This is a genomic window from Amycolatopsis sp. NPDC004625, from assembly GCF_040609695.1.
GTDB lineage: Bacteria > Actinomycetota > Actinomycetes > Mycobacteriales > Pseudonocardiaceae > Amycolatopsis.
Genome location: NZ_JBEXKX010000006.1, coordinates 167,523 through 194,218 on the forward strand (window position 1 = coordinate 167,523; position 26,696 = coordinate 194,218).

Annotated in this window: 24 protein-coding genes and 1 pseudogene; 14 read left to right on the forward strand and 11 right to left on the reverse strand. The window is 71.7% G+C overall.

The annotated features are described in order from the left end of the window. Positions 1–84: 84 nt before the first annotated feature. Both ABZW17_RS09095 and ABZW17_RS09100 read left to right on the forward strand, forming a co-directional pair. On the forward strand, positions 85–1,710 hold the full coding sequence (locus tag ABZW17_RS09095) for an SdrD B-like domain-containing protein (RefSeq protein WP_354811288.1): 1,626 nt from the start codon (positions 85–87) through the stop codon (positions 1,708–1,710). Further along, positions 1,707–2,384, forward strand: a complete 678-nt coding sequence (locus tag ABZW17_RS09100) for an SDR family oxidoreductase (protein WP_354811290.1) — start codon at positions 1,707–1,709, stop codon at positions 2,382–2,384. Before ABZW17_RS09095 ends, ABZW17_RS09100 begins: the two co-directional genes overlap by 4 nt. Here ABZW17_RS09100 and ABZW17_RS09105 read toward each other — a convergent pair. Genes ABZW17_RS09105 through ABZW17_RS09115 form a run of 3 tightly spaced genes read right to left on the reverse strand, consistent with a single transcriptional unit; the run spans position 2,381 to position 6,161 of the window. Beyond that, positions 2,381–3,688, reverse strand: coding sequence for an amidohydrolase (locus tag ABZW17_RS09105; protein ID WP_354811292.1), 1,308 nt, complete (start codon positions 3,686–3,688; stop codon positions 2,381–2,383). The genes ABZW17_RS09100 and ABZW17_RS09105 overlap by 4 nt on opposite strands. A gap of 23 nt (positions 3,689–3,711) precedes the next feature. Further along, positions 3,712–4,365 carry a response regulator transcription factor gene (locus ABZW17_RS09110; protein WP_354811294.1) on the reverse strand — a complete coding sequence of 218 codons (654 nt, stop codon included), beginning with the start codon at positions 4,363–4,365 and terminating at the stop codon, positions 3,712–3,714. After that, positions 4,362–6,161 (reverse strand): histidine kinase, encoded by a 1,800-nt coding sequence (locus ABZW17_RS09115; RefSeq protein ID WP_354811296.1) that lies wholly within the window; start codon positions 6,159–6,161, stop codon positions 4,362–4,364. The genes ABZW17_RS09110 and ABZW17_RS09115 overlap by 4 nt, the downstream gene beginning before the upstream one ends. A gap of 172 nt (positions 6,162–6,333) precedes the next feature. On the opposite strand from ABZW17_RS09115, the gene ABZW17_RS09120 reads away from it, so the two are divergent. After that, on the forward strand, positions 6,334–7,035 hold the full coding sequence (locus ABZW17_RS09120; RefSeq protein WP_354811298.1) for an ABC transporter ATP-binding protein: 702 nt from the start codon (positions 6,334–6,336) through the stop codon (positions 7,033–7,035). After that, entirely contained in the window at positions 7,032–9,281 is a 2,250-nt protein-coding gene (locus tag ABZW17_RS09125; RefSeq protein WP_354811300.1) for an ABC transporter permease, read from the forward strand. Before ABZW17_RS09120 ends, ABZW17_RS09125 begins: the two co-directional genes overlap by 4 nt. 105 nt (positions 9,282–9,386) lie before the next feature. On the opposite strand, the gene trmB is transcribed toward ABZW17_RS09125, so the two are convergent. The 6 genes from trmB to ABZW17_RS09155 form a co-directional block, all read right to left on the reverse strand. Next, positions 9,387–10,082: a tRNA (guanosine(46)-N7)-methyltransferase TrmB gene (gene trmB / locus ABZW17_RS09130; RefSeq protein ID WP_354811302.1), complete on the reverse strand. Its 696-nt coding sequence runs from the start codon at positions 10,080–10,082 to the stop codon at positions 9,387–9,389. 9 nt (positions 10,083–10,091) lie between these two features. Next, positions 10,092–10,643, reverse strand: a complete 552-nt coding sequence (locus ABZW17_RS09135; protein ID WP_354811496.1) for a hypothetical protein — start codon at positions 10,641–10,643, stop codon at positions 10,092–10,094. A 165-nt stretch (positions 10,644–10,808) separates the two neighbouring features. Further along, a complete protein-coding gene (locus ABZW17_RS09140) occupies positions 10,809–11,570 on the reverse strand; it encodes a hypothetical protein (protein WP_354811304.1) in 762 nt (253 codons plus the stop codon). Beyond that, positions 11,567–12,475 carry an ATP-binding cassette domain-containing protein gene (locus tag ABZW17_RS09145; protein WP_354811306.1) on the reverse strand — a complete coding sequence of 303 codons (909 nt, stop codon included), beginning with the start codon at positions 12,473–12,475 and terminating at the stop codon, positions 11,567–11,569. The genes ABZW17_RS09140 and ABZW17_RS09145 overlap by 4 nt, the downstream gene beginning before the upstream one ends. 101 nt (positions 12,476–12,576) lie before the next feature. Continuing rightward, positions 12,577–13,326, reverse strand: a complete 750-nt coding sequence (locus ABZW17_RS09150) for an ABC transporter permease (protein ID WP_354811308.1) — start codon at positions 13,324–13,326, stop codon at positions 12,577–12,579. A gap of 17 nt (positions 13,327–13,343) precedes the next feature. After that, the gene (locus ABZW17_RS09155) at positions 13,344–14,282 is read right to left on the reverse strand and encodes an ABC transporter ATP-binding protein (protein ID WP_354811310.1); all 939 of its coding nucleotides are present in this window, start codon (positions 14,280–14,282) and stop codon (positions 13,344–13,346) included. A 288-nt stretch (positions 14,283–14,570) separates the two neighbouring features. On the opposite strand from ABZW17_RS09155, the gene ABZW17_RS09160 reads away from it, so the two are divergent. Further along, entirely contained in the window at positions 14,571–15,158 is a 588-nt protein-coding gene (locus ABZW17_RS09160) for a TetR/AcrR family transcriptional regulator (RefSeq protein WP_354811312.1), read from the forward strand. Continuing rightward, on the forward strand, positions 15,155–16,066 hold the full coding sequence (locus ABZW17_RS09165) for an SDR family NAD(P)-dependent oxidoreductase (RefSeq protein WP_354811313.1): 912 nt from the start codon (positions 15,155–15,157) through the stop codon (positions 16,064–16,066). The genes ABZW17_RS09160 and ABZW17_RS09165 overlap by 4 nt, the downstream gene beginning before the upstream one ends. 4 nt (positions 16,067–16,070) lie before the next feature. Here the strand turns inward: ABZW17_RS09165 and ABZW17_RS09170 are convergent, their stop codons facing one another. Both ABZW17_RS09170 and ABZW17_RS09175 read right to left on the reverse strand, forming a co-directional pair. After that, positions 16,071–16,727, reverse strand: coding sequence for a response regulator transcription factor (locus ABZW17_RS09170; protein ID WP_354811314.1), 657 nt, complete (start codon positions 16,725–16,727; stop codon positions 16,071–16,073). Beyond that, complete coding sequence (locus ABZW17_RS09175; RefSeq protein ID WP_354811498.1) at positions 16,724–17,878, reverse strand: sensor histidine kinase; 1,155 nt, start codon at positions 17,876–17,878, stop codon at positions 16,724–16,726. Before ABZW17_RS09175 ends, ABZW17_RS09170 begins: the two co-directional genes overlap by 4 nt. Positions 17,879–18,081: 203 nt before the next feature. Between ABZW17_RS09175 and ABZW17_RS09180 the strand changes: the two genes are divergently transcribed. From ABZW17_RS09180 to ABZW17_RS09215, 8 genes and pseudogenes are all read left to right on the forward strand, one after another. Next, on the forward strand, positions 18,082–19,602 hold the full coding sequence (locus ABZW17_RS09180; RefSeq protein ID WP_354811500.1) for a dynamin family protein: 1,521 nt from the start codon (positions 18,082–18,084) through the stop codon (positions 19,600–19,602). 59 nt (positions 19,603–19,661) lie between these two features. Beyond that, positions 19,662–20,309, forward strand: coding sequence for a hypothetical protein (locus ABZW17_RS09185; protein WP_354811315.1), 648 nt, complete (start codon positions 19,662–19,664; stop codon positions 20,307–20,309). A gap of 32 nt (positions 20,310–20,341) precedes the next feature. Next, the gene (locus ABZW17_RS09190; RefSeq protein ID WP_354811316.1) at positions 20,342–20,827 is read left to right on the forward strand and encodes a hypothetical protein; all 486 of its coding nucleotides are present in this window, start codon (positions 20,342–20,344) and stop codon (positions 20,825–20,827) included. After that, positions 20,824–20,949, forward strand: a pseudogene (locus ABZW17_RS09195) (TetR family transcriptional regulator); the annotation flags it as partial. The gene ABZW17_RS09190 and the pseudogene ABZW17_RS09195, both read left to right, overlap by 4 nt. Before the next feature lie 499 nt (positions 20,950–21,448). Further along, entirely contained in the window at positions 21,449–21,835 is a 387-nt protein-coding gene (grpE, locus tag ABZW17_RS09200; RefSeq protein WP_354811502.1) for a nucleotide exchange factor GrpE, read from the forward strand. Then, positions 21,832–23,670 (forward strand): dynamin family protein, encoded by a 1,839-nt coding sequence (locus ABZW17_RS09205; protein WP_354811504.1) that lies wholly within the window; start codon positions 21,832–21,834, stop codon positions 23,668–23,670. The genes grpE and ABZW17_RS09205 overlap by 4 nt, the downstream gene beginning before the upstream one ends. A 101-nt stretch (positions 23,671–23,771) precedes the next feature. Continuing rightward, positions 23,772–24,464, forward strand: coding sequence for a hypothetical protein (locus ABZW17_RS09210; protein WP_354811317.1), 693 nt, complete (start codon positions 23,772–23,774; stop codon positions 24,462–24,464). Between the two features lie 349 nt (positions 24,465–24,813). Beyond that, entirely contained in the window at positions 24,814–26,637 is a 1,824-nt protein-coding gene (locus tag ABZW17_RS09215) for a phosphoenolpyruvate carboxykinase (GTP) (RefSeq protein ID WP_354811319.1), read from the forward strand. Positions 26,638–26,696: the final 59 nt, after the last annotated feature.

Below are 26,696 nucleotides of genomic sequence, written 5' to 3' on the forward strand. Positions count from 1 at the left end.
GGCGGCCCGCACCCGCCGAGTTTCACTCTTAAGTGGACGGTTCTCGGCCGGTGCGGGCCGGTGCCACGCGCCATAGTCGAAGGCATGGTCCGTTCGGCGCGCGTGCTGGCAGTGGCGGTGGTGGCGCTCGGTGCGGCGGTCGTGCCCGCGTCCGCCGAGGAGCCGCCGCCGTCGTGCGGCGGGGTCGCGGCCAACCCGAGCGTCGAAGAGACGGCCCGCAACGGCGCACCCGACGGCTACCTCTTCACCCCCGCCGCGCCGGTCCCGCCCACGACCCCGGCGGCCAAGGCACCGCGGCTGCTGACCGAGCAGGCGTACGCCGTCGACGGGCAGCGGGCGGCGGTCATCCAGACCCCGGACGGCAAGACGAGCACCGCCTACCAGACCGAGCGGTTCGTCCCCGGCGGCGTCTACACGCTCAGCGTCTGGACCGCCTCGGCCGCGCCGCGCTACGAACCCGGCACCGGCCTGCGGTTCTTCGACGCGTCCGGCACGCAGGTGCAGGAGACCAAGCTGGTCGCCGGCCACTACGCCGGCGACGGGAACCTGGTCCGGCAGGACTTCCCGGCGGCGACGGCGCCGGCGAAGGCGGCCGCGGTGAAGTTCTTCGCCACGACGACCCTCGACCGCCTGCACTGGGACTGCGTCGACCTGCAGCTCGCGGCGTACTCGGTGAAGAAGGAAGTGCAGAACCCGGCGACCGGCGCGTGGGGCTCGTTCGCGACGGTCACCGCGGGCGAAACCGCGCACTACCGCGTCACGGTGACCAACGAGGGCACCGAGGACCTGACCGGGATCACCGTGGCCGACCCGTGGTGCGCCGCGACGTTCGAGCCGTTCGCGCTGGCCGCGGCCGCGAACCGGCAGCTGACCTGCGACCACCCGGACCTCACGGTGGCCGACGACAAGCACGTGAACACGGCGAAGGTCACCGGCGTGCACCACCCGGGCGGCACGCTCGGTGACAAGACGGCGTCGGCGACGATCACCGTCCTGCCGCCGCCGGCCGTCGCGAAGATCGGCGACTTCGCCTGGGCGGACCGCAACCGCGACGGCCTCCAGGACCCGGACGAGCCGGGTGTCGCGGGCGTCAAGGTGACGCTGAAGGACGGCGCGGGCGGCACGGTCGGCACCACGACGACCGACGACAAGGGCCACTACGGCTTCGAGAAGCTGAAGGACGGCACCTACCAGGTCTGTTTCGCCGTCCCGGACGGCTTCGCCGTGACCCGCCGGGACGTCGGCACCGAAGACCGCGACTCGGACGCGGACGCGAGCGGCTGCACCGCACCGCGCACCGTCGGCGGGCCGTCCCACCAGGACTTCGCGGCGGACATCGGGCTGGTCACGCCGACGAACCGGATCGGCGACCTCGCCTGGACCGACACGAACGGCAACGGCCTGCAGGACGCGGGCGAGCCCGGCCTGGCGGGTGTCAAGGCGGTGCTGAAGGACGCGGCGGGCAAGGAGCTGGCGAGCGTGGTCACCGGACCGGACGGCACGTACGGCTTCGACGGCCTGGAGGACGGGACGTACCAGGTGTGCTTCACGGCCGACGGCCACCACCCGGCGGCCAGGGACGCCGGCGACGACACCCGCGACTCCGACGCCGACCCGGCGTCCGGCTGCACGGACCCGCGCCCGCTCGGCGCGGGCCACCGCGAGGACCGCACGGTGGACGCCGGGTTCGCCGCTACGGTGGGGGCATGACGGATCTTCCCCTCGCCCTGGTGACCGGCGCGTCCCGCGGCATCGGCGCGGCGGTCGCCCACCAGCTGGCCCCGACCCACCGTCTCCTCCTCGGCGGCCGCGACGCCGACGCGCTGGCGGCGCTGGCGAAGGAGCTCCCGGGCGCGCAGCCGTGGCCGGTGGAGCTGACGGACCCGGCCTCGCTGGCCGCGGCCGTCGCGGACATCCCGTCCCTGGACGTCCTGGTCCACTCGGCGGGCGTCGCGCACCTGGGCCGCATCGAGGACGCTTCCGCCGAAGCGTGGCGAGCCAACTTCGAGGTCAACACCCTGGCGGTGGTCGAGCTGACCCGCCTCCTGCTCCCGGCCCTGCGCGCGGCGGGCGGGCACGTGGTGGTGATCAACTCGGGCGCGGGCCGCAACGCCCGCCCGGGCTGGTCCCCGTACGCGGCGAGCAAGTTCGCGGTCCGCGCGTTCGCCGACGCCCTGCGCGAGGAGGAGCCGGGCATCCGCGTGACGTCGGTCTACCCGGGCCGCACGGACACGGAGATGCAGCAGGAGATCTTCGCGGGCGAGGGCCGCGAGTACGACACCACGCACCTGCTGAAGGCGGACTCGGTGGCCACCGCGGTGGTGACGGCGGTGTCAGCGACCCCGGACAGCCACCAGACGGAGATCATCCTCCGCCCGCGTTAGACCCGCAGCCGGGCCGCGGTCTCCGCCACGCCGGCCTGCACCTTCGCCCGGTCCACCTTCGTCGACTCCCCGTCGGCCACGACCTGCTCGCCGGCGACCCACACGTCCCGCACCCGCCGCGAGCCGGCCGCCCACACCAGGTTCGACAGCAGCTGCACGTCCGGCACGTCCAGGCCGCACGCGAACGCCGGGTCGTCCAGGTCGACGTGCACCAGGTCCGCCCAGCGGCCCGGTTCCAGAGAACCGATGTCCGACCGGCCCAGAGCCGCTGCGCCGCCGCGGGTTGCCAGCAGGAACACGTCCGCCGCCGTCAGGACCGTCGAGTCGCCGGTGGCCAGGCGGGCGAACATCGCCGCCAGCTGGAGTTCTTCCCACAGGTCGATGTCGTCGTTCGACGCCGGGCCGTCGGTACCGAGACCGACCGCGACCCCCGCCGAACGCAGGTCCGCGATCCGCGCGATGCCCGAGGCCAGCTTCGCGTTCGAGCCCGGGCAGTGCGCCATCCCGACCCCGTACGCCGCGTACAGCGCGATGTCCGCGTCCGACAGGTGGATCGAATGCGCCGCCAGCACCCGGCCGTCGAGCATGCCGAGCTCCTTCAGAAGAGCCGGCACCGAACCGTGCGCCGCACGCACCGCCGTGTCCTCCGCCGCCGCCTCGGCGACGTGGATCTGCACCAGCGCACCCCGCGACGCCGCCGACTCCGCCGTCGCCCGCAAGCCGTCGGCCGACAGCATGTACGCCGAGTGGGGGCCGTAGCCCAGCTCGATGCGGTCGCCGTGGCCGAAGCGGAGGCCGTCCGTGTCGATCCAGCGCTCGATCGCCGCCAGCTGGGCCTTCCAGTCCAGGCCCGGCAGCTCCATCACCGGCGGCGCGACCAGCACGCGGCCGCCCGTCGTGAGGACCGCGTCGACCAGCTGCTCGCCTTCGAAGTACATCTCCGCGCTGGTCGTGACGCCGTGGCGGAGCATCTCGACCGAACCGAGCAGCATGCCGGTGCGGACGTCCTCCGGGCGCAGCTTCGCCTCGGCCGGCCAGATGATCTCGTTGAGCCAGGGCAGCAGCGGCAGGTCGCCGCCCATGCCGCGCAGCAGCGTCATCGGGCTGTGCGCGTGCGTGTTGACCAGGCCGGGCAGCAGGATGCCGGTCAGGGTGGTGACCGGTGCGGCGGACTCGGGGGCGGTGGCCGCCGGTCCGCAGTAGGAGATGCGCCCATCGGTGTCGACGTCGACGACCGCGTCACGCAGGAGCGAACAGGACGGGTCGGCGGGGAGAACGACAGGGGCGTGGAAACGGCGTTGCATCTCTGGATACTACGCACCGGGAATTACGAAACGACTCCGCTCCGCCACGCCCACGCCGCGGTCTCCACCCGGTTGCGCGCGCCGATCTTGCCCTGCACCGACGCCAGGTGCGTCTTCACCGTCGACAGCGACAGGAACAGCTCCGCGCCGATCTCGGTGTTGGTCAGCCCGCGCGCCACCGCCTTGACCACGTCGAGCTCCCGCGCGGTCAGCGGCTCGGACGGCGGCGGGACCTGCGGTTTCGCGGTGCCGCCCCCGTTGAAGTGCTTGAGCAGCCGGACGGTGATCTGCGGCGAGACGAGCGCGTCGCCGCGGTCGGCCGCGCGGACCGCCTCGATCAGCAGCGCCGGGCCCGCGTCCTTCAGCAGGAAGCCGGACGCGCCGTTGCGCAACGCCGTGTGCACGTACTCGTCGAGGTCGAAGGTCGTGACGACGACCACCTTCAGCGGGTCGGTCACGTCCGGGCCGGCCAGCTGCCGGGTCACTTCGAGGCCGTCGAGGCCGGGCATGCGGATGTCGAGCAGGCAGACGTCCGGGCGCAGCTCGCGGGCCTTCGACACCGCCGAGACGCCGTCCGCGACGTCGGCGACGACCTCGATGTCGTCGTGGGAGTCCAGGATCATGCGGAAACCCATCCGCACCATCTCCTGGTCGTCGGCGATCAGTACCCGGATCACTCGTCCCCTTCCGTGTCTTCTCCGGCCGCCAGCGGCAGCCAGGCCTCGACCCGCCAGCCGCCGCCCGGGTCCCGCCCGGCCGAGAGCCGGCCCTTGAGCAGCGCGACCCGTTCGCGCATGCCGACCAGACCGTAACCGCCCGACCCACCGGCCGGCCGGTGTGCCGTCGCGCGCCCGTCGTCCGTCACCCGCAGGTGCAGTTCGGCGCCGGCGACCTCGGCGACGACGAACGCCTCGGTCGCGTCGGCGGCGTGCTTGCCGACGTTCGTCAGCGACTCCTGCACCAGCCGCAGCGCCGAGCGGCCGACCTCGTGCGGCAGGTCCGGCGGCAGGTCGAGGTGCATCGACGTCGGCACGCCGTGGTTGGCGCTGTCGACCAGTTTCCGCAGGTCGGCGCCGAGGTCGGTGGTCGCCTGCTCGCTGAACTCGCTCGACCCGGCCGGTGCGTCGCCGCGCATCGAGCGGACGAGCCGCCGCATCGCCGCGAGCGCCTCGACACCCGCGTTCTCGATCCGGCCCATCGCCTCCACGGCGATCTGCGGGTTCCGCTCGGCCATCAGCCGCGCGGCCTGCGCCTGCACGACGATCCCGGTGACGTGGTGGGCGACGACGTCGTGGAGCTCGCGGGCCAGCGCCATCCGCTCGGCGGTCTGCGCGTCGGACACCGCGGACTGCACGGCCTGGGTGCGTTCGGAGTCCCGGGACCGCAGCATCAGGCCGACGGCGATCGAGATGCCCAGCATCAGCGTCGCGGCGAAGGCGAGGATCGACAGGGTCTGCGGATCGGTCTGCAGGCCCCGCCGCGCGTCCGAGTTGAGGATCGCCCCGAGCGCGACGACCGCCGAGAGCACGGCGACCCGGGACCAGGACTGGCTCAGCCCGCGCGCCCGGGTCAGGTTCACCACCACGCCCATGCCGGCGACGATCTGCGTGGCCGGGATGCCGCCGGGCACCGGGTATTCGTAGGACTGCAGGCGCAGGAACGGCGTGACGACCGCGGACAGCAGCATGATCCCGGCGAGGCCGAGCAGGGCGTCCGCGGGCCGCCGCGGGGACAGCACCGCGATCACGGCCGCGACGATCGAGCAGAACAGGATCGGGAACCCGCGGGCGGTGTTCGAGTACGTGTAGCCGAACTCGAACAGCAGCGCGAAGGCGAGCAGGCCCATCAGCGGCCACTGCCCCATCGCCAGCTCGTTCACCCGGCGCAGCACCCGGGTCCGCGGCTCGCCGCGCGGGCTGCGGTCCCGCGCCGCGATGGCGGGCACCAGCGGACCGGCGAGCAGCAGCAGGCCGAACAGCAGCGCCTGGGTGCCGGTGCCGCCGTCGATTTCGGCCACGCCCGCGTACCGGCCGAAAACGGCGGTGAGGCCGGCGAAGACCAGGAAGGCGACCACGCAGAACGCCACACCCGCCCGCGCCCGGCGGGCCACGTAGTAGACCATCAGCACCCCGGCCACGACCTCGGTGATGGTCACCTTCGGCAGCACGCTGGAGTACGGCGGGATGCGCAGAGTGTGGATGAAGAGGGTGGACATCACCAGCACCCCGCCACCGACCACCCCGGCGACCGCGGCGCGCTTCTGGGCCCACACCCCGCAGGCCGCCATCGCGAAGATGCCCGGCAGCAGGCCGAAGTCGACGAAGAGCGGGCCGTTGTCGTCGAGCGCCGCCTGCGTCGTGAAGACGACGTCGAACAGCAGCGCCGCGTACAGCACAGCGGAGGGCACGCCGATGCGCCGCACCAGGGCGGCGGCGCGGGTGGCGAGCGTGTTCGAAGGGGGCGCGGCGGGCACAACGTGACGTTACGTGATTCCCCTGCGCCCGCACCTTGGCCGAGTGGCCCGCGCTCCCTCGGCCGATCGGCCGATGCGCGCCGGTGCGTGACTGGCCGTCTGCCCGAAGTGGACGCTCCCGATCTCCGCGAGGCTCATCGGCATCAAGATCCGAACCGACAGGGAGAACCTCGTGGACCCGAACACTCCACACGCGACGAACGGCCCGGTGCTCTCCGGCCGCGGGCTGGTGAAGCGCTACGGCACCCAGTACGCCCTGGCCGGCATCGACATCGACATCCAGCCGCGGGACGCCGTCGCCATCGTCGGGCCGTCCGGCTCGGGCAAGACGTCGCTGCTGCACGTGCTGGCCGGCATCCTGAAGGCCGACGACGGGCAGATCTTCCTGGCCGGGCAGCGGATCGACCACCTCGGCGAGAAGAAGCGCAGCGAGCTGCGCCGCACCGAGTTCGGGTTCGTCTTCCAGTCGGGAATGCTGGTCGCGGAGCTCTCGGCCGAGGAGAACGTCGCCCTGCCGTCGCTGCTGGCGGGGCTCGGCCGCAAGGAGGCCATCGACGCCGGCCGCCAGTGGCTCGCGCGCCTCGGCCTGGCCGGCAAGGAGAAGCGCCGCCCCGGTGAGCTGTCCGGCGGCGAGGCCCAGCGCGTCGCGATCGCGCGGGCGCTGACCCACCGGCCGAAGGTGATCTTCGCCGACGAGCCGACCGGCGCGCTCGACACGCGCACCGGCCGCGAGACGATGGACGCCCTCCTCGGCGCCGCCCACGAAACGGGCGCCGCGGTGATCGTGGTGACCCACGACCGCGAGCTGGCCGAGTCGATGCCCAAGACCGTCGCCATCCGCGACGGCCTGATCGCGACGAGGCTGGCGGCGTGAACTCGCTCCAGATCGCCCTGCGGGTGCTGAAGGTCGACCGGCGGACCCGGACGTCGGCGATCCTGACCGCGATCGGGGTGGCCGTCGCGACCGGGCTGGTGCTGCTGCTGGCGACGCTGCCGTTCGCCACGCAGAACCGCGAGCAGCGGGCCCTCTGGCAGGGTGAGCACTTCTACAGCCACGGCTCCGACGGCCCGGTGAACCTGCTCTTCAACGCGTCGAAGGACTACTTCGACGGCAAGCAGATCGTCCGCGTCGACATCGCGCTGGCGCCCGGCGCGACGCCCGGGTCGATCCCGCTGCCGCCGGGCGTGCCGCAGCTGCCCGGGCCCGGCGAGACCGTCGTGTCGCCCGCGCTGGGCCGGCTCCTGCAGGGCAGCCCGGCCGCGCAGCTCGGCGACCGGTTCGGCAAGCCCGTCGGCGCGCTCGGCGAGGGCGGCCTCCGGTTCCCGGAGCAGCTCGTCGCGCTGACCGGGCACACGCCGGACGCGATGCCGCAGAACGTCTCCCGGCTGTCCGGGTTCCCGGGTGGGAAGGCGAGCGCGGACGCGCTGCTCATGCTGCTGTCCTGGGTCGGGATCATCGTGCTGCTGGTGCCGAGCCTGGTGCTGGTCGCGTCCTCGGCCCGGCTGACCGCCGCCCGGCGGGAACGGCGGCTGGCCGCGATCCGGCTCGCCGGGGCGACGCCGGGGCAGGTCACGAACATGGTGGCCGCCGAGACGACGTTGTCGGCCGGCATCGGCGCGCTGCTCGGCCTGCTGATCAGCCCGGCGCTGCACGGCCTCGCGTCGTTCGTGCCGTGGGCCGGGGGCACCTGGCTCGCGTCGGACTTCGCGCTGCCGGCCGGGCTGACGGTGTTCATCGTGGTGGCCATCCCGGTGCTCGTGGTGCTGGCCGGTGTCCTGGGCCTGCGCCGGGTGCTGAAGAACCCGCTGTTCGCGACCGGCGGCCACACGAAGAAGCCGTTGCACTGGTGGCGGCTGCTGGCGCTGCCCGCGGCCGGGGCGTTCTTCCTCATCGCCGTGACGACGGTGAAGGAGACCGGGGGCATCGGGCTGGTCATGGCCGGCCTGTTCTTCCTGGTCGGCTCGGCCGCGATCGTCGGGCCGTGGGTGACGTCGGCGGTCGGCGGCACGTTCGTCCGGATCTGGCGGCGCCCGTCCGCGCTGCTGGCCGGCCGCCGCCTGCGTGACGACCCGAAGGGCGCCTACCGCTCCTCCGCCGGGATCGTGCTCGCGGTGTTCGCCGGGTCGATGGCGCTGACGCTGCTGCCGACGTTCGAATCGATGGCCGGCGGCGGGCGGTCGTTCTCCGACTCCGTGCTCTACGTCGACACCGACAACGAGCACGCGGGCAAGATCGTCGACCAGGCCAACGCCTCCCTGCAGAAGTACGGCCAGAACGAGAAGGCGGTCGCGGTCGGCGAGATCTACCTGGTGAAGGGCCAGGAACCGAACCGGTACGGCCACCGGGCCCTGGTGATGACCTGCGCCGACGCCGTCAAGCTGACCCGCTACGGCCTCACGCCGGAGAACTGCACCGGCGGCCCGGCCGTCTTCGGCGACACGGCGATCGACCTGGCCCAGTACAAGTTCGCCCCCGCGTGGGACGGGCCGGCGACGGCCGCGAAGTCGGGCACCCGGGTGGAAGCCGTGCACCCCCGTGACCCGGACCTGTCGGACACGCTGATCATCGACCCGGCCGCGCTGCCGGACGGCGTCACGCCGAAGGACTACACCGTCGTCGCGCCGACCACGGACGCGAACCGCGAGATCGTCCGGACGGCGCTGGCCGGGCCGGCGGCCGGTGCCGAGATCGGCAGCCGCGACCAGTACCTGTTCAACCAGCAGACCGAGCTCGGTGACCTGCGCCGCGTCACGGTGATCGGCCTGATCGCGGCCGGGGTCCTGGCCGGCTGCAGCGCCGCGGTCGCGACCGCCGGCTCGGTGATGGACCGCCGCCGCACCTTCGGCGCACTGATGGCCGCGGGCACCCCGGTGCGGGTGCTGGCGAGGGCGTTGCGGATGGAGGCCGCGCTGCCCGCGCTGGTCGCCACGATCGGCGCGGGAATCGTCGGGGTACTTGTCGGCGTTGGGTTGTTCAGCTTGGTCGACGAGCGGGGCATCGTGCTCAGCCCGTGGATCCTGGCGCCGGTCGTGCTCGGCGTCGGGGTGGCCCTGCTCGGCGCGTCGGTCTGCACGCCCGCCCTCAAGCGGGTCCAGGCCGAACCGCTGGCCGACGAATAGGCGTTCGCCCCTCTGTCGGGGGAGGGGCGAATACCGGGGGTAGTGAGCTGAAGGGGACTTTCTCCGCAGGGGATCCGGGGAGAGTCCCCTTCAGCGCTTCCCGGATCAGCGCCGTTCGAAGATCAGGTCGTGCGAGACGCGGCCCTCGACGTCGGCGCGCTGTTCGAACTTCGTCACCGGCCGCCACTCCGGCCGCGGCGCCCAGCCGTCGTACCGGTTCTTCAACGCCGGTTCCGCGGAGCAGACCTCGAGCATCTGCTCGGCGTAGTTCTCCCAGTCGGTCGCCAGGTGGAAGGTGCCGCCGGGCGCGAGCCGCGATGCGACGAGCGCGGCGAACGACGGCGACACGATCCGCCGCTTGTGGTGCTTCTTCTTCGGCCACGGGTCCGGGAAGAACAGCCGCACGCCGTGCAGCGAGTCCGGCTCGACGTGCTCGGTCAGCAGCACGACGGCGTCGCCGTGCAGCAGCCGCAGGTTTTCGACGCCGAGCTTTTCGGCGCGCAGCATCAGCTGGCCGAGGCCCGGGTCGTAGACCTCGGCCGCGACGTAGTTCAGCTCGGGTGCCGCGGCGGCCAGCTGTGACGTCGTCTCGCCCATGCCGGAGCCGATCTCCAGCATCACCGGCGCCTCGCGGCCGAACCACGCGGTGAAGTCGAGCGGCCCTTCGGCCAGCTCGCTCACCGTGCGGCCCAGCCGCGGCCAGTGGTCGTCCCACGCCCGCTGCTGCCCGACGGTCATCCGGCCACCGCGCTTGACGTAACTGACCACGCTGCGCAGCCGACGTCCGTCCTCGTTTTCCACCAGCCGAGGTTAACGAACGGCTTCGAACACCCCGAGACGAGACCGCAGGCCGGCGAGCCCGGCCACGGGGATCGGGTCCGGCGTGCGCCCGGTGTGCGCCGGGAGGACGTCGATCCAGCCCTCGTGCCGGTCGGTGTTCATCACCGTCGTGGGAATCGCGTGCCCCGATTTGCCGCGTTCGGACGGCATGAACTCCCAGTAACCGGATTCCCCGTCCGCGGCCCACGGGACGAATTCCCAGCCCGGGCGCCGGCCGAGCAGTTGCGCGATCCGGTCCTCGACGCGGAAACCCTGTTCCCGGGAATCGAGCTTGCCGTCCGCGATCGCGCGCAGCCACCACGGCGCCGGGATCGGGCCCGCCATCCCGGCCGAAGCGCGGAACAGGGCCAGGACGCTGTCTTCGGGCGCGCGGTGCACCCACGCCCGGCGGAGTTCGGCGGGCGTCGCCGCCGTCATGGCGGCCTGCGGGAGTTCGATCGCCCGCGACCATTCGAGGTCCAGCATGGGTTCGAGCCGGGGAGCGTCGCCTTCGACGCGGGCTCGGGGAATCGTGCCGCCCAATTCTTGCCCGGTGTCCACCGTCAAGATTCACCTCCAGGGGAGCTAGACGGTTCCGGTGCTCACTTCGAATATTGCCTGGTCATAGCAGTATGTCCGGCGCCTGTGAGAGAAGCCACAGCCATTTCATCTCGTCTTAACACGGATTTCTGCGGTATGAGACCGCGGTCACGCGTCGCGGCGAGCCGTGACGAGCACGCCGGCCGCCAGCAGGACGACGCTGATCGCCGCGAAGTAGCCGAGGTAGCCCCACGGGCCGAGCGGCGCGGACGGCAGCTGCAGCGCACTGCCGGCGAACCCGCCCGCGCCGACGAACTCGTCGGCCGCGTGGAACGGCATCCACTGGTAGACGTGCTTGCCGACGCCCGGGATGAAGGGCAGCACGCCTTCGAGCACCTGCGTCCACACCAGGACCACCGTCAGCGCGAAGGCGACGCTGCGCAGCAGGAGGGCGACGCCGACGCCGGCCACCGCGGTGAACAGGAAGACCAGGCTCTGGCCGAGCACCGAGCGCCAGTCCGCGCCCGTGTGCAGTGCGAGGTCGGCGTCCGGCTGCACCAGCGACGCCAGCGCCCACGAGCCGAAGCCGACGACGAGCCCGAGCCCGGCGCCGACCGCCGCGACGACCACGGTCTTGGCCAGCAGGGCCGGGACCCGGCTGGGGACGGCCTGGAACGTCAGCCGCATGGTGCCCCAGTTGAACTCCGACGCCGTCGCGAGCACGGCCAGGACGAGCAGCACGGTCCGGCCGTTGCCGCTCGCCAGCTGGGTGTTGCCGACCGTCGGCGGGATTTCCGGCCCGGCCAGCGCGAAGAACAGCGCGGTGAACCCCAGCGGGGCGATGAGCGCGATGGCCAGGCACCACCACGGCGCCCGGGTGCTGCAGAGCTTGATGCGCTCGGCGCGCAGGAGGTTCGTCGACGCGGTCACTGGACGGCCTCCGGGGTGGCGAACTCGACGGCCTCGTGCGTGAGGTCGAGGTAGGCCTGCTCGAGCGAGCCGGTGATCGGGCTCAGCTCGTGCAGGGTCGCGCCGGCGTCGAAGGCGAGCTGCCCGATCCGGTCACTGTCCATTCCGGACACCACGAACGCGCCGCCGTCCTCGGTGAACTCGGCCTGGCCGGTCAGCGCCGTCCGCAACGCGTCGGCGTGCGGGGTGCGCACGCGCACACCGTGTTCACTCGTCCGTGCGACGAATTCGTCCATCGTGCCCTGGTAGATCAGCCGGCCGCGGCCGATCACCACGAGGTCCTGCGCGGTCTGCGCCATCTCGGGCAGCAGGTGGCTGGACACGAACACGGTCCGGCCTTCGGCGGCCAGCGCGTGCAGCAGCTGCCGGATCCAGGCCATGCCCTCCGGGTCGAGGCCGTTGACCGGCTCGTCGAACAGCAGCACGCGCGGGTCGCCGAGCATCGCCGCGGCGATCCCGAGCCGCTGCTGCATGCCGAGCGAGTACTGCAGGACGCGCGTCTTGCCGACGCTGGTCAGCCCGACCAGGGCCAGCACCTCGTCGACGCGCGTGTCCGGGAGGCCGTTGGTCGCGGCCAGCCAGCGCAGGTGGTCGCGCCCGGTGCGGCCGGGGTGGCGCCAGGTGGCGTCCAGCATCGCGCCGACCGTCCTGAGTGGATCTTCCAGCTCGCGGTACGGGACGCCGTCGACGAGCACGGTGCCCGCGTCCGGGCGGTCGAGGCCGAGGATCAGCCGCATGGTCGTGGACTTGCCGGCCCCGTTCGGGCCGAGGAAGCCGGTGACGCGCCCGGACCGCGCGGTGAACGTCAGCTCGTTGACCGCCGTGGTGGTGCCGTACCGCTTGGTCAGCGCGGTCGCTTCGATCATGGGGCTCCCTCGTCCGTCACCGGAAGCCTACTGCCAAACGGGAATCCGGGTCGCCCCCCGACGGTGCGACCCGGATTCCCGTTTTCCCCTTGTTCCCCCTGTTATGCGTCCCGCTTCTTCGCGACCCCGAGCGCGACCAGCAGGAGCACGATGGCGATGCCGGCGAAGTACGCCAGCGCCCAGCCCGGGCTCAGCGGCGAGTCCGACGGCGGCGGGCCGTCGACCTGCGCGCTGCCGCGCAGGAACTTGTTCGCCACGTTGAACGGCATCCACTCGTGGATGTGACGCCCGACCTTCGGGATGATCTGCACGAGCTCTTCCACGGCCAAGTAGTAGATGAGCAGCAGGGCGATCGCCCCGGCGCTGTGCCGGATCAGGATCCCGAGCGCCACCGCGAGCACGGCGCTGATCGCGAAGATCGGGCCGAGCCCGGCGACGTTCAGCCAGTCCTGCGTGCTGTGCAGGCCGAGGCCGTCGTTCGGCCGCATGACCATGCCGAGGCCCAGCGCGCCGAACGCGGCGACCTCGCCGATGACCAGCGCGACGAGCGCGACGAGGATCGCCTTGGCGACCAGGGCGGGCGAGCGGTGCGGCACGGCCTGGAACGTGGTGCGGATGGTGTTGAAGCGGTATTCGGTGGTCACCGCGAGCGCGGCGAGCACCATGACGACGGCGATGCCGAACTGGGTGCCGCCGTACAGGGTCGCGGAGACCGAGAGCTGGGAGTCCGACGACGTCGCGCTGGCGATGATGGCGGCGAAGCCGATGGCCAGGGCCAGGGTGATGAGCGCGCACCACCACGGCGAGCGCGTGCTGAACAGTTTGATGCGTTCTACCGCGAGCAGGTTCATGGTCTTGGTTTCCCCGGTTACTTGGCGGACTCGAGCACGTGCTGCGCCTCGGCGTCGAGGCCGGTGTGGTACTCGACGGAGTCGCCGGTGATCTGCATGAAGGCCTGCTCCAGCGAGCCGGTCTGCGGGCTCAGCTCGTGCAGCACGATCCGGTTGGCGGCGGCGATTTCGCCGATCTTGTCGCTGTCCATCCCCGACACCACGAGCGCCTTTTCGTCCCCGGTCACGCCGGCGCTGGCGCGCTGCAGGGCGTCGCGGAGCTCGGCCAGCTGCGGCGAGCGGACCTTGACCGTGTTCTCCGCGGCGCGGGCGACGAAGTCCTCGGTCGACGACTGCGAAATCAGCTGCCCCCGGCCGATCACGACGAGGTTGCTGGCGGTCAGCGCCATTTCCGAAAGCAGGTGGCTCGACACGAAAACGGTGCGGCCTTCGTCGGCGAGCCGGTGCATGAACTTCCGGATCCACAGGATGCCCTCGGGGTCCAGGCCGTTCACCGGTTCGTCGAACAGCAGCACCTCGGGGTCGCCGAGCAGGGCGGCGGCGATGCCGAGCCGCTGCGACATGCCGAGCGAGAACCCGCCGGCGCGCTTGCCGGCGACGCTGGTCAGGCCGACGGTCTCGAGCACCTCGTCGACCCGGGCCGCCGGGATGCGGTTGGACTTCGCCATCCAGAGCAGGTGGGCGCGCGCCGAGCGGTTCGGGTGCACCCACTTCGCGTCGAGCAGCGCGCCGACGGTGCGCAGCGGCTCCTTGAGGTCGTGGTACTTCCTGCCCCCGATGGTGACCTGGCCGCCCGTCGGGTTGTCCAGGCCCAGGATCATCCGCATGGTGGTGGACTTGCCCGCCCCGTTCGGGCCGAGGAAGCCGGTGACCTGACCCCCGGCCACGGAGAACGACAGGTTGTTCACCGCCAGCGTCTTTCCGTACCGTTTGGTGAGGCCGGTTGCCTCGATCATGGCTGCTCCTCTTCCGCCCCTCGCTTACGACGCGTTCATCGTCGCGGGTCGAGGATGGTTCGCGCGTCACCCTGGAGGCCGAACCCCTCCCCCTACCTGAGTAGTACCTTGCTGGCTCTTCGGCCGATGCGCGATCCGTGATGACCCTGAGTCGACCCTGAGAACCTTGTTCAGCCGTCGGCCGGCGCGACGGTCGCCGCAGGTGGGCAGGCTGCGGTCCGTGGCGCCGCCCTAACCAGAACAAGGTTCTGATTCGACGCCATTAATGAACTGTGGTTCAATAATGGCGTGGCCCGGCCGAGGAGCATCACCGACGAGCGGCTGCTGGCCGCGGCGGAGACCGTGGTCGGCCGCTGCGGTCCCGGTTTCACGCTCGCGCAGGTGGCCGCGGAAGCGGGCGTCTCGGTCGGCACGGTCGCGCAGCGGTTCGGCTCGAAGAGCGGCCTGCTGCAGGCGATGAGCCGGCGGGCCACGAGCCGTGCCGTCGAGCAGATGCGGGAGTGCGCCGAGCGCGCGGACGACCCGGTCGGCGGCCTGCGCGCCGCGGCCGTGTCGGTCTACGCGGTGCTCGGGGACGCCGAGGAAGCGGCGAACCACCTGGGCCAGCTCGGCGTGGACATCGGCGACCCGGTGCTGCGGTCGCTGCTGGGCGAGCACTTCACGGCGGTGGAAGCGGAGCTGCGGCGGCTCGTGCGCGCGGCGGCTTCGTCGTTGCCGCACGCGCCGAGCGTGCCGCGGGCGGCCCGGGCGGTGCTCGGAATCATCAACGGGGTGTCGATCGACTGGTCGATCCGGCCGCACGGGCGGCTGGCCGACCGGCTGGCGGAGGACGTCGACGCGGTGCTGTCCGCGTGGCGGGGACGGGAGGAATCATGAGTCTGCAGGGCAAGGTCGCGGTCGTGACGGGCGCGACCCGGGGGTGTGGCCGGGCGATCGCGGTCGAGCTGGGCCGCGCGGGCGCGACGGTGTACGTCACCGGCCGCACGACCCGCGAAACGGTGTCGCCGATGAAGCGCCCGGAGACGATCGAGGAAACCGGCGAACTGGTGGAAGCGGCGGGCGGCCGCGCGGTCGTCGTCCGCTGCGACTTCACCTCGGTGTCCGATGTGGACGCGTTGAAGGCCCGGATCGAGTCCGAAGTGGACGGAATCGACATCCTCGTCGACGACGTCTGGGGCGGCGACATGTACTTCCACTTCGACGCGCCCTTCTGGGAGACGCCGCTGGCGGACGCGCTCGACCTGACGCACAACGCCCTCGACACCCACCTCATCGCGCTGCACAAGCTCCTGCCGCTGGTGATCGCCCGCCGCGGCCTGGTCCTGGAGGTGACCGACGGCGACAACGACGACTACGTCGGCGCCGGCCTCCCCTACTACCTGGCCAAGTGCGGCATCCGCGCGCTCGGCCGGGCCCTCGGCGCGGAACTGGCGAAGAACGACAGCGTCGGGCTCGCGGTCACCCCGGGTTTCCTGCGGTCGGAGTCGATGCTCGACCACTTCGAGGTCACCGAGGCCACCTGGCGCGACGCGGTCGGCAAGCTGGCCCCGGTCGACTTCAAGATCTCCGAGACGCCGTACCTGCTGGCCCGCGGGGTCGCGGCCCTGGCGCAGGACCCGGACGTCGCCCGCTTCGCCGGCCGGACGCTGGCGTCGTGGACCTTGATGAAGGAGTACGGCTACACCGACGTCGACGGCGACCGCCCGGACTTCGGCCGCTGGCTCACCGAAGTCCGCAACGCGGGCAAGGACCCGGCGACGACCCCGCCGGACGACTACCGCTGACGGCTCAGCCCAGGCCGGGGCGGGTGAGGCCGGTCTCGTAAGCCAGCACCACCGCCTGCACCCGGTCCCGCAGGTCGAGCTTCGCCAGGATCCGCCCGACGTGCGTCTTCACCGTCGCCTCGGACAGGAACAGGGCCTCGGCGATCTCCAGGTTCGACATGCCCTTGGCGATCAGCACGAGCACCTCGCGCTCGCGGTCGGTCAGCACGTCCAGCTCGGCGGTGTCCCGCATCGGCGGGCCGCCGGTGCCGACGAACCGGTCCAGGAGCCGGCGGGTCACCGACGGCGACACCACCGCGTCACCCGAGGCGACCGCGCGCAGCGCCGACACGAGGTGGTCGGGCTGGGTGTCCTTGAGCAGGAACCCGCTCGCCCCGCCCTGCAGGGCCGCGTAGACGTACTCGTCGAGGTCGAACGTCGTCATCACCAGGACGCGCGCGGTGCCGTCGGCGACGATCCGCTTCGTCGCCTCGACGCCGTCGAGCACCGGCATCCGGACGTCCATCAGCACGACGTCGGGCCGTAGTTGCGACGCCAGCTCGATCGCCTGGGCGCCGTCGCCCGCCTCGCCGACGACGTCGATGTCCGCCTGGGCACCGAGCACCATCCGGAACCCGACGCGCATCAGTTCCTGGTCGTCGACGACCACCACCCGGATCACTTGTCCAACCTAACCGGCAGGGCCGCGCGGACCTGCCATCCTCCGCCCGGAGCCGGGCCCACGTCCAATGTTCCGCCGTACACGTGCGCGCGTTCGCGCATGCCGATCAAGCCGTTCCCGCCCGGCAGCCGCGGGTCGCGCGGGCCGGCCGGGACCAGCTGCGCGACGCCGGCGCCGTCGTCGGACACCAGCACCTCCACCAGGTCGCCGGTGCGCTGGACCCGCACCGAAGCGGTCGCGCCGCGCCCGGCGTGCTTGAGCGTGTTCGTCAGCGACTCCTGCACGATCCGGTAGATCCCCAGTGAGACGCCGGCCGGCAGGTCGCCGAGCTCGCCGAGCTCCAGGTCGACCGGGACGCCGGCGGTGCGCATCCGGTCGGCCAGCTCGGCGAGGGCGTGCGCGTCCGGCTGCGGCACCCGGGGCTCGCCGTCCGCGTCGTCGCTGCGGAGCACGTCCAGCAGGCGCCGCAGTTCGCCGAGCGCGCCCCGGCCGGTCTCGGAAATCGTTTGCAGGGCCCGCTGGGCGAGCTCGGGGTTGCTCTGGAGGGCGTAGGAAGCGCCGTCGGCCTGCACGACCATCACGCTCACCGCGTGCGCGACGACGTCGTGCAGCTCGCGCGCGATCCGCCCGCGCTCCTCGGCCACCGCGATCCGGGTGGCCTGGTCCCGTTCGGTCTCGAGCAGGTGCAACCGGGCCTCCACTTCCACGTCGTAGGCGCGCCGGGCCCCGACGAACTCGCCGAGGGTCCAGCACAGGGCGATCCCGAACGCCAGGAACAGCGCCGAGATCAGGAGCTCGTCCGCCGGCCCGAGCGCCAGCTGCACGGCCGACCCGGCGACGACGGCACCGACGTACACCAGCCCCTGCCGCCGTCCGGCGTAGACGACGACCGAGTAGATGCTCATCGCCAGCGCGGCGACGCTGGAGACGCCGAGCTGGAGCGTGCCGTGCACGGTGCTGATCACCAGCACGACGTACGCCGACCAGAGCGGCGACTTCCGCCGGAACACCAGCGGCGCGACCATGGCGACGTCCACCGGCACGGCGATGTACCAGGGCGGCATTTCGGCGATCTCGCCGAAGCCGTCGGCGGCGAACAGCAGCAGGTCGATCAGGCCGAGCAGGACGGCCAGCACCGTGTCGCCCGCCATGGGGTGGGCACGCATCCAGAGACTCAGCCGTCGCACCACTCAACCCTAGGTCGCGGGGCGAAGTTCGCGCGTCCGTCGGCGGTACCACCTTCGGTGCGACCAACGGATGACCCGCATGGCACGATTCAGGGGTTGTCCGCACGACGGGAGGGCTGGGGGCCGTGACGTCACCGGAGCAGGGCCGGCTCGCGGGCCCGCTGTCGATGTCGGTGGCCAACCTGTGCCACCGCCTGCAGTCGCAGGTCTCCGCGCGCACCGCCGCCGGGTTCGCCGAGGTGCTGCGCCGGCTCGGGGCGCCGCTGCAGGTGGCCGTCGCCGGCCGGATCAAGTCGGGCAAGTCCACGCTGGTCAACGCCCTGATCGGGCGCCGGGTCGCGCCGACCGACATCGGCGAGTGCACCCGGCTGGTGACCCGGTTCCAGTACGGCACGGTCGACCGCGTCGAGATCGTCTTCACCGACGGCCGCAAGCAGGTGCTCCCGTTCGCCTCCGACGGCATGATCCCGGCCGAGCTGGGCGTCGACATCGACAAGGTGTCGCACATCGAGGCGTACCTGACCAACGCCGTCCTGCAGGGCATGACGGTGATCGACACCCCGGGCCTCGGCTCGCTCGACGCCGCTTCGGTGTCCCGCACCGAGCAGCTGCTGGGTGCGGCGAAGCACCGCAAAGAAGAGGACGAAGAAGGCTCCGACGAGCTCGACGACACCTCGCGCAACGCCGTCGCCGGTGCCGAAGCCGTCCTTTACGTCGTCACCCAGGGCGTCCGCGCGGACGACCAGCAGGCCCTCGCCGCCTTCACCGCGGCCACCGCGAGCCGCGAAGCCGGCCCGGTCAACGCGATCGCCGTGCTCAACAAGGCCGACACCATCGCGCCCGAGTCGGTCGACGGCGCCGGCGGCGACATCTGGAAGGCCGCGACGATCCTGGCCGAGAAACAGGCGAGCACGCTGAAGCCGCGGGTCGCCGACGTGCTGCCGGTGATCGGGCTGATCGCCGAATCCGCCGAGTCCGGCGGGTTCACCTCCGCCGACGCCGAAGCCCTGCGGCAGCTCGCCGGCCTCGACGACGACGTCCTGCAGACCATGCTGATCTCGGCCGACATCTTCACCAGCTGGGAGTGCGACGTCCCGGCGGGCACCCGGCTGCGGCTGCTGGAGAAGCTCGACCTGTTCGGCGTCTCGCACGCCGTCGAGGCCATCCGCAAGGAACCCGAGCTCACGGCGGGTGCGCTGCGGCGGTCGCTGCTCGACGCGTCCGGCCTCGAAGCCGTCCGGCAGCGGCTGTCGATCGTGTTCGCCGCCCGCGCCGACGGCATCAAGGCGGCCGCGGCGCTGGCGTCGGTGACCGCGCTCGCGCACGCCTCGCACGACCCGGCCGAACGCCAGCGCGTCCACGACGCCATCGAGGTGCTGCTCGCCAAGCCCGAGGCCCACCAGCTGCGGCTGCTCGAAGCGCTGACGCTGGTCGCGTCCGGCGCGGTCGACATGCCGGAGGACCTGTCCGAAGAGGTGCTGCGGGTCGGCAGCAACGCCGACATCGGCGCCCAGCTCGGCAAACCCGGTGCCCCGCGGCCGGAACTGGCCGCGCACGCCCTCGAGCGGGCGGGCTGGTGGCGCTCCTTCGCGTCCTTCGGCGCAACGCCGGCGCAGAGCCGCGTCGCGCACGTCGTGCACCGGGCGTACTTCTTGATCTGGCAACAGGTCCGCGAGCCGCAGAGCTGAGTTTGTCTCTGCTTGCCGACTTCTCCTGAACCCGGCGTTTCGCCGCGTACTGTGAAAACGTGCGCCTAGAAAACACGACATCCTGGCGAGCGGGCTGGAGCAGCGAGTCCGAAGTCGACGTCGCGCTGTACATCCGCGATGCCCTGGCCCTGTCCGTTTCCGAAGGACAGGTGCTGCCGCCGGTGGAGCCGCAGGTCCCGGTGCACGTCCCGGCCGGGGTCGACCGCGCGGCCGTCCAGGCGCAGTGGGCCGACTGGTGGGTCGACCTGCTCGCCTTCCTGCGCCACCGCGAAGACCCGGACCCGCGCAGCCCCCGCCTCCGCTACGGCCGGCCGGCCCTCGCCCAGGGGTCGGCGATGCGCCAGGCGGTCGACTTCTTCGCCCCGGCCGCGGCCCGGCACTTCGCGAACGCCCGCGGCCCGGCCCTGCGCGGCGCGGGTGAGCCGGCCGGCGGCACCCCGTGGGCGCCCGGCTTCTACCGCCGCCAGATCGTGGCCGGCGAGCGGCTCGGCCAGCTCGTGCGCGAGGCCGAGGTCCGCCACGGCCGCCGCGCGTACCCGTTCCGCCTGAACGTCATCGAGATCTCGGTCGCCGGCGCCATCTGGCTGCGCACGGCCGACGACCAGCTGCTGGTCTCCTCCCGCCTGGCCGAGGACGGCCCGGGCCTGGAGGCGGTCCTGCGCACGGTGATCGACGACCTGGTCTGACCCCTTTCATAAACCGAGCGAGCGGTCGGATAATGGGCGGCGTGGAGACGACCGTCGACGAGCCGCCGTGGCTGCGCACCGCGTCCTGGGCCGGCTGCCCGCTCGTCGGAGGTGCGCTCGGCGCCGGTGTCTGGGCCGTCGCCGCCTGGGTGAGCGACCTGCCCGCCTTCCCGTTCCAGGGCCTGTTCAAGGTGCTCACGAAGCTGCCGCAGCCGTGGGCGACGCTGGCCGCGGTCGCCGGCGGCCTCGTGCTCGGCCTGGTGTTCGCCGTGGTCTGGGCCCGCGAGCGGCTCGTCGTCACGGTGTCCCCGACCCGGGTCACGCTGGTCCGCGGCGACCGGACCCGCCGCATCGAGGCCGACCTCGAAGCCGTCTACCTCGACGGCAAGGAACTCGTCCTGCGCACCACCGACGGCCGGGAGATCGCCCGCGAGAAGACCGACCTCACCGGCCGTGAGCTGGCGCCGGCCTTCGCCGAGCACGGCTACCCCTGGCAGGACGAGCCGGTCGAGCGATGAGGACCGTCGACCCGGTCAAGCACGCGGCCAAGCGCCGCGCGATCGTCGACGCGGCCGCCGGGTGCTTCGCCGAGAAGGGCCTCGAGCGGACGACGACCGCGGACATCTGCCGGGCCGCGGGCATCAGCTCCGGCAGCCTCTTCCACTACTTCCCCAGCAAGCGCGCGGTCTTCACGGCGGTCTTCACCGACGACGCCGCCGAGACGGCCGGCCGCCTCGAAGCCGCGGCGAAGACGGACGACCCGCTGACGGCGCTGCTCGACGTCGTCACCGAGCTGGCCGGCCAGGTCGCGCACCCCGCCGTCGTCCGGCTCGTGCTGGAAGCCGCCGCCCAGGCCGCCCGCGACGCCGCCTTCGCCGCGCTGATCCAGCGCAACGACGCGGCCCTGCGGGACGGCTTGGCCGTGCTGGTCACCCGGGCCGCCGTCGCCGGGCAGATCGACCCCGGCGTCGCCCCGCGCCGGCTGGGTCGCCGGGCTGATCGACGCGATGATTTCGCGGGCCAGTCTCGACCCGGACCTCGATCTGCCCGCCGAACAGGCGATCCTCCGCACGATCCTGATCCGGTTCCTTCGCCCGGTTCCGCCCTCGGACGGCGGCTGAATGAGGTTCACTGTCGGCATGGCGTGGTTTCGCAAGGAGGGAACCGACCGCGGTGCCGCCGCGTCGGACCTCGATGTGCACCCCTTGCAGCAGGTCACCGACCTCGAGCGAGCTCTCGCGGATCGCCAAGCGCTGATTCGGATGTGCCTGTACGCCATGGACCGCGCCCGCAGCGGCGGCGTCGTCGAACGGCTGGAAGAGGGGCTCGCCGCAATCGGCGTCCAGGCCCTGCGGCCCGACGGCGAGCGGTTCGACCCGGCCCGGCACGAAGCCGGCGGTGCCGTCCCCACCGAGGACCCGGCGCTCGACGGGATCGTCGCGGAAACCGAGGTCACCGGTTTCGCGGACCACGACCACCTGCTGCGCGCCCCGATCGTCACCGTCTACGCGAAGAAGAGCCCGTGAGCGCACCGACCGCGCCGAGCCTGCCCACGCAGGTCGCCGCGACCCGAGACCAGCTGCTGACCGTCGTCCGCGACGCCGATCCGGCCGCCGCCAGGTGGGTCGAGGACATCCGGAAGGCCCGGCCGAAGAAGCCGGCCGTCGTGGTCGTCGGGGAGACCAACCGGGGCAAGAGTTCGCTGGTCAACGCCCTGCTCGCGCGGCCGGGACTGTCCCCTGTGGACGCCGACGTGGCCACCGCGACCTACCTCGTGTTCGACCACGCGGACACCTGGGGCGCGCAGGCCTGCTACCCCGGCCAGCTCGCGCCGGTGCCGATCGACCTCGGCCAGCTGGTCCACTGGGTGTCCGCCGCCCACGAGCTCCCGCCGGGGCAGATCCCGCCGCGGTACGTCGAGGTCACCGGGCCGGTGCCGCTGCTCGAACGCCTTTCGCTGGTCGACACCCCCGGGGTTGGCGGGCTCGACTCGATGCACGGCGAGCTGGCCAAGGAGGCCGCCGCGGGCGCGACCGCGCTGCTGTTCGTCGTCGACGCCTCGGCGCCGTTCACCTCGACCGAGCTGCAGTTCCTGCGTGACGTCGGCGAGCGCGTCGAGACCGTGGTGTTCGCGCTGACCAAGGTGGACATGTTCCGCGGCTGGCGCGAGGTGCTGGAGGCCGACCGGCAGCTGCTGCGCGAGCACGCGCCCCGCTTCGCCGACGCGGTGTTCCACCCGGTGTCGGCGCGGATGTTCGAGACGGCGGCGAAGGCGCCCAACGAGCAGATGGCCGCGATGCTGCGGGAGAAGTCCGGCGTCGCGGCGATCCAGACGGCGTTGCAGGAGCTGCTCGTCGGCCGTTCGGCGATGCTCGGCGAGGCGAACACGCTGCGCGCGCTGTCCACAGCACTGGGCGAACTCAAGGCGAAGCTGCAGGCCGAGAGCCGGGCGCTGTCCGCGGGCGAGGCCGAGGCCGAACAGCTGCGCGAACGCCGTGACCAGCTGCAGGCCGAACGCCGCAGCTCGACCCGCGGCTGGCAGCTCAAGCTGCGCGGCGAGGTGCAGCGCACCCGCGTCGAGGTCGGGCACGAGAGCAGCCGGCAGATGCGCGACGCGCAGACCCACTTCCGCCAGCTGATCGACGCGGCCAAGCGCGACGAGCTGGCCGCGCTGCCGCAGCAGGTCGACATCGCGCTGCAGACGACCTCGCAGCGGATCTCGATGCTGCTCTCGCAACGGCTGAACCAGGTCACCAACGTCTCGCTGTCGGAGCTGTTCTCCCCCGAAGAGCTCGACGTCATCCGCGCGCAGTTCGCCCGGGCCGGTGGCCCGCCGGTGGTGCTGCGCCCGCCGGACAAGAAGCCGCCGACGGCCGAGGACAAGCTGCTCGTCTTCATGGGCATCTCCGGCGGCGTCGGGGCGGGCAAGGTGGCCGCACTGCCGCTGGCCGGCGTCGCGATCCTGAACCCGGTGGTGCTGCCGGCGACGATCATCATCGGCCTCGGTGCGGGCTGGTGGATGGCCCGCACGCGCAAGCACGCGGCCGACAAGCAGCACATGAAGCAGTGGCTGGTCGAAGCCATCGCGGACGCCCGCTCGACGCTCGACCAGCTGGTCGCCGAGCAGCTCATCGAGGCCGAGCAGCAGCTGTCGATGGCGCTCGACGAGGCACTCGGCCGCCGCATCGACGCCATCGAGGCGGAGCTGAAGGAAGTCGACAAGACGATCAAGATGGGCGCGCAGGAGCGGGCCAAGAAGATCGCCGTCGTCTCGAAGCGGCTCAAGGAGGTCAGCGACGGCCGCGAGCGCGCCGAGGCCTTCCTGACCCGCATCCGGGCACTGCGGGACAAAACCGCCTGAGCACCCGTCCGGTTGTGAAGCGGAACCGAACGGGCCTACGGTGAGTCATACCCTCAGACAGCAGGTCGGAGCGTGTTACCCGGTTCGAAGGGGGAAGTCCCATGTGGGTCGACGAGAGTGGCGGCAGCGACACCGACGCGAGCAGCCCGGACGCGATGACCGTCCACGTCGACGGCCAGGAGTACCAGGCCGAGGTCAACTACGACGTGAACGAAGACGGGGTGAACGACACCGCGATCATCGAGCACGACGACGGCTCGGCCCAGGCCTTCATCGACACGAACCACGACGGCGAGGCCGACCACTACGCCGTGCTGGACGAAAACGGGAAGGTCGTCGAGCAGGCGGTCTACGACGAGGCCAGCGGCCAGTGGGTCCAGGACGGCTCGGGCGGCCACGACCACTCCGACACCGGCGGCCGCGACGACAGCGCGGGCGGCCACATCCACGCGGACATGCCGGACGGCGAGGTGGACGCGGGCGTCGCGACCATCGACACCGACCACGACGGGCACAACGACACCGCGATCGTCGAGACGAAGAGCGGCGGCACCATCGCCTTCACCGACAAGGACGGCGACGGCGAAGCGGACATCGCGGTGCAGACCGAAGCCGACGGCACGACCACGACGTTCGAGCACACCGGACACGGCCAGTGGACCGAGGTCTCCAGTGGACTGATGAACGAAGGCGACCCGGCCGCGGACGCCGCCTGGGGCGAGGCCGGCACGCAGACGCTGGAAGGCGTCGCGCGCATCGACTCCGGTACGGGACAGTGGATTTCGCCGAACTGAAAGTGACCCAGGTCATAGTTTGAAAGCCCGAGGCTGCGGCCTCGGGCTTTCTTCATGTCTTCAATGAAAACGAGCAGGTCACGGCTGTGTCGCAGGCCACCGGAAGATTTTCAGCGAATACACCGATCAAGTGACATCTGAATCGATTCCCTTATCGTTCTTGTGAGAGAACCTACACGTCAGCTCTCGGTTACTTGCCGGTCATGCGGCTACTCTCAGGGAATCCCCAATCGCAGACACCGGTTCGCCAGCCGGTGTGCGAAGCCATTCGGTCGCCGGCAATGACGCCCGCACCGGGACAACGTCGTTCCGGTGCGGGCGCATTTGTCGTCGGAAGTCAGGAGTAGAGATGACCGCAGTCGCCATCCCCGGACTGGACACCGCGCCGACGACGCACACTGGCGTGCTGTCCTTCGTCCGGGAGGTCGCCGAGCTGACCAACCCGGACCGCGTGGTGTGGGTCGACGGGTCTGACGAAGAAGCCGCCCGGATCAACCAGGAGCTGGTCGAGTCCGGCACGTTCGTGCAGCTCAAGTCGAAGCCCAACTCCTTCTGGGCCACTTCCGACCCCAACGACGTCGCCCGCGTGGAAGACCGGACCTTCATCTGTTCGGAGCGTCCCGAGGACGCCGGTCCGACCAACAACTGGATGGACCCGGCCGAGATGAAGGCCACGATGACCGAGCTGTTCCGCGGCTCGATGCGCGGCCGCACGATGTACGTCATCCCGTTCTGCATGGGCCCGCTCGGCGACGAGAATCCCAAGCTGGGTATCGAAATCACGGATTTCGCCTACGTCGTCGCTTCGATGCGCGTGATGACCCGCGCCGGCAAGGCGGCCCTCGAGAAGTTCGTCGCGCCGGACGGCAGCGAGCGTGAATTCGTGCCCGCGCTGCACTCGGTCGGCCACCCGCTCGAACCGGGCGAGCAGGACGTTTCCTGGCCCTGCAACGAAACGAAGTACATTTCGCACTTCCCGGAAGAGCGCGCGATCTGGAGCTACGGCTCGGGCTACGGCGGCAACTCCCTGCTGGGCAAGAAGTGCTACTCGCTGCGCATCGCTTCGGTGATGGCGCGCGACGAGGGCTGGCTCGCCGAGCACATGCTGATCCTCAAGCTGATCTCGCCCGAGGACAAGGTCCACTACGTCGCGGCCGCGTTCCCGAGCGCCTGCGGCAAGACCAACCTGGCCATGCTGCAGCCGACCATCCCGGGCTGGCGCGCCGAGACCCTCGGTGACGACATCGCGTGGATGCGCTTCGGCGAGGACGGCCGCCTGTACGCGGTCAACCCCGAGTTCGGCTTCTTCGGCGTCGCGCCGGGCACCGACTGGCACACCAACCCGAACGCCATGCGCACGATCGAGAAGGGCAACACGGTCTTCACGAACGTCGCCCTGACCGACGACGGCGACATCTGGTGGGAGGGCATGGAGAACCAGCCCGAGCACGCCACCTCGTGGAAGCACCAGGACTGGACGCCGGACTCCGGCGAGAAGGCCGCGCACCCGAACTCGCGCTACTGCACGCCGATGTCGCAGTGCCCGATCCTCGCGCCGGAGTGGGACGACCCCAAGGGCGTGCCGATCTCGGCGATCCTGTTCGGCGGCCGCCGCAAGACGACGGTCCCGCTGGTCAACGAGGCCCGCGACTGGCAGCACGGCGTCTTCATGGGCGCCACGATGTCGTCGGAGACCACCGCGGCCGCGGCCGGCGCGGTCGGCAACGTGCGCCGCGACCCGATGGCGATGCTGCCGTTCCTCGGCTACCACGCCGGTGACTACTTCAAGCACTGGCTGAACCTGGGCAAGAACGCCGACGCGAACAAGCTGCCGAAGATCTTCTACGTCAACTGGTTCCGCCGCGGCGACGACGGCCGGTTCCTGTGGCCGGGCTTCGGCGAGAACTCGCGGATCCTGAAGTGGGTCATCGAGCGCGTCGAGGGCAAGGGCAACGCGGTCGAGACGCCGGTCGGGTTCGTGCCGCGCGCCGAGGACCTCGACACCGAGGGCCTGACCGAGCCGATCGAGGACATCCAGGCCGCCCTGGACGTCAAGCCCGAGGAGTGGCGCGAAGAGCTGCCGCTGATCGAGGAGTGGTTCGAGAAGATCGGCGACCAGGTCCCGACGTCGCTGCGTGACGAGCTCGACGCGCTGGCCCAGCGCCTCGCCTGAGCCCCCTGCCGCACCCGGTCGTGAGTGGTAAGGCGTGTTCTAACACGCCTTACCACTCA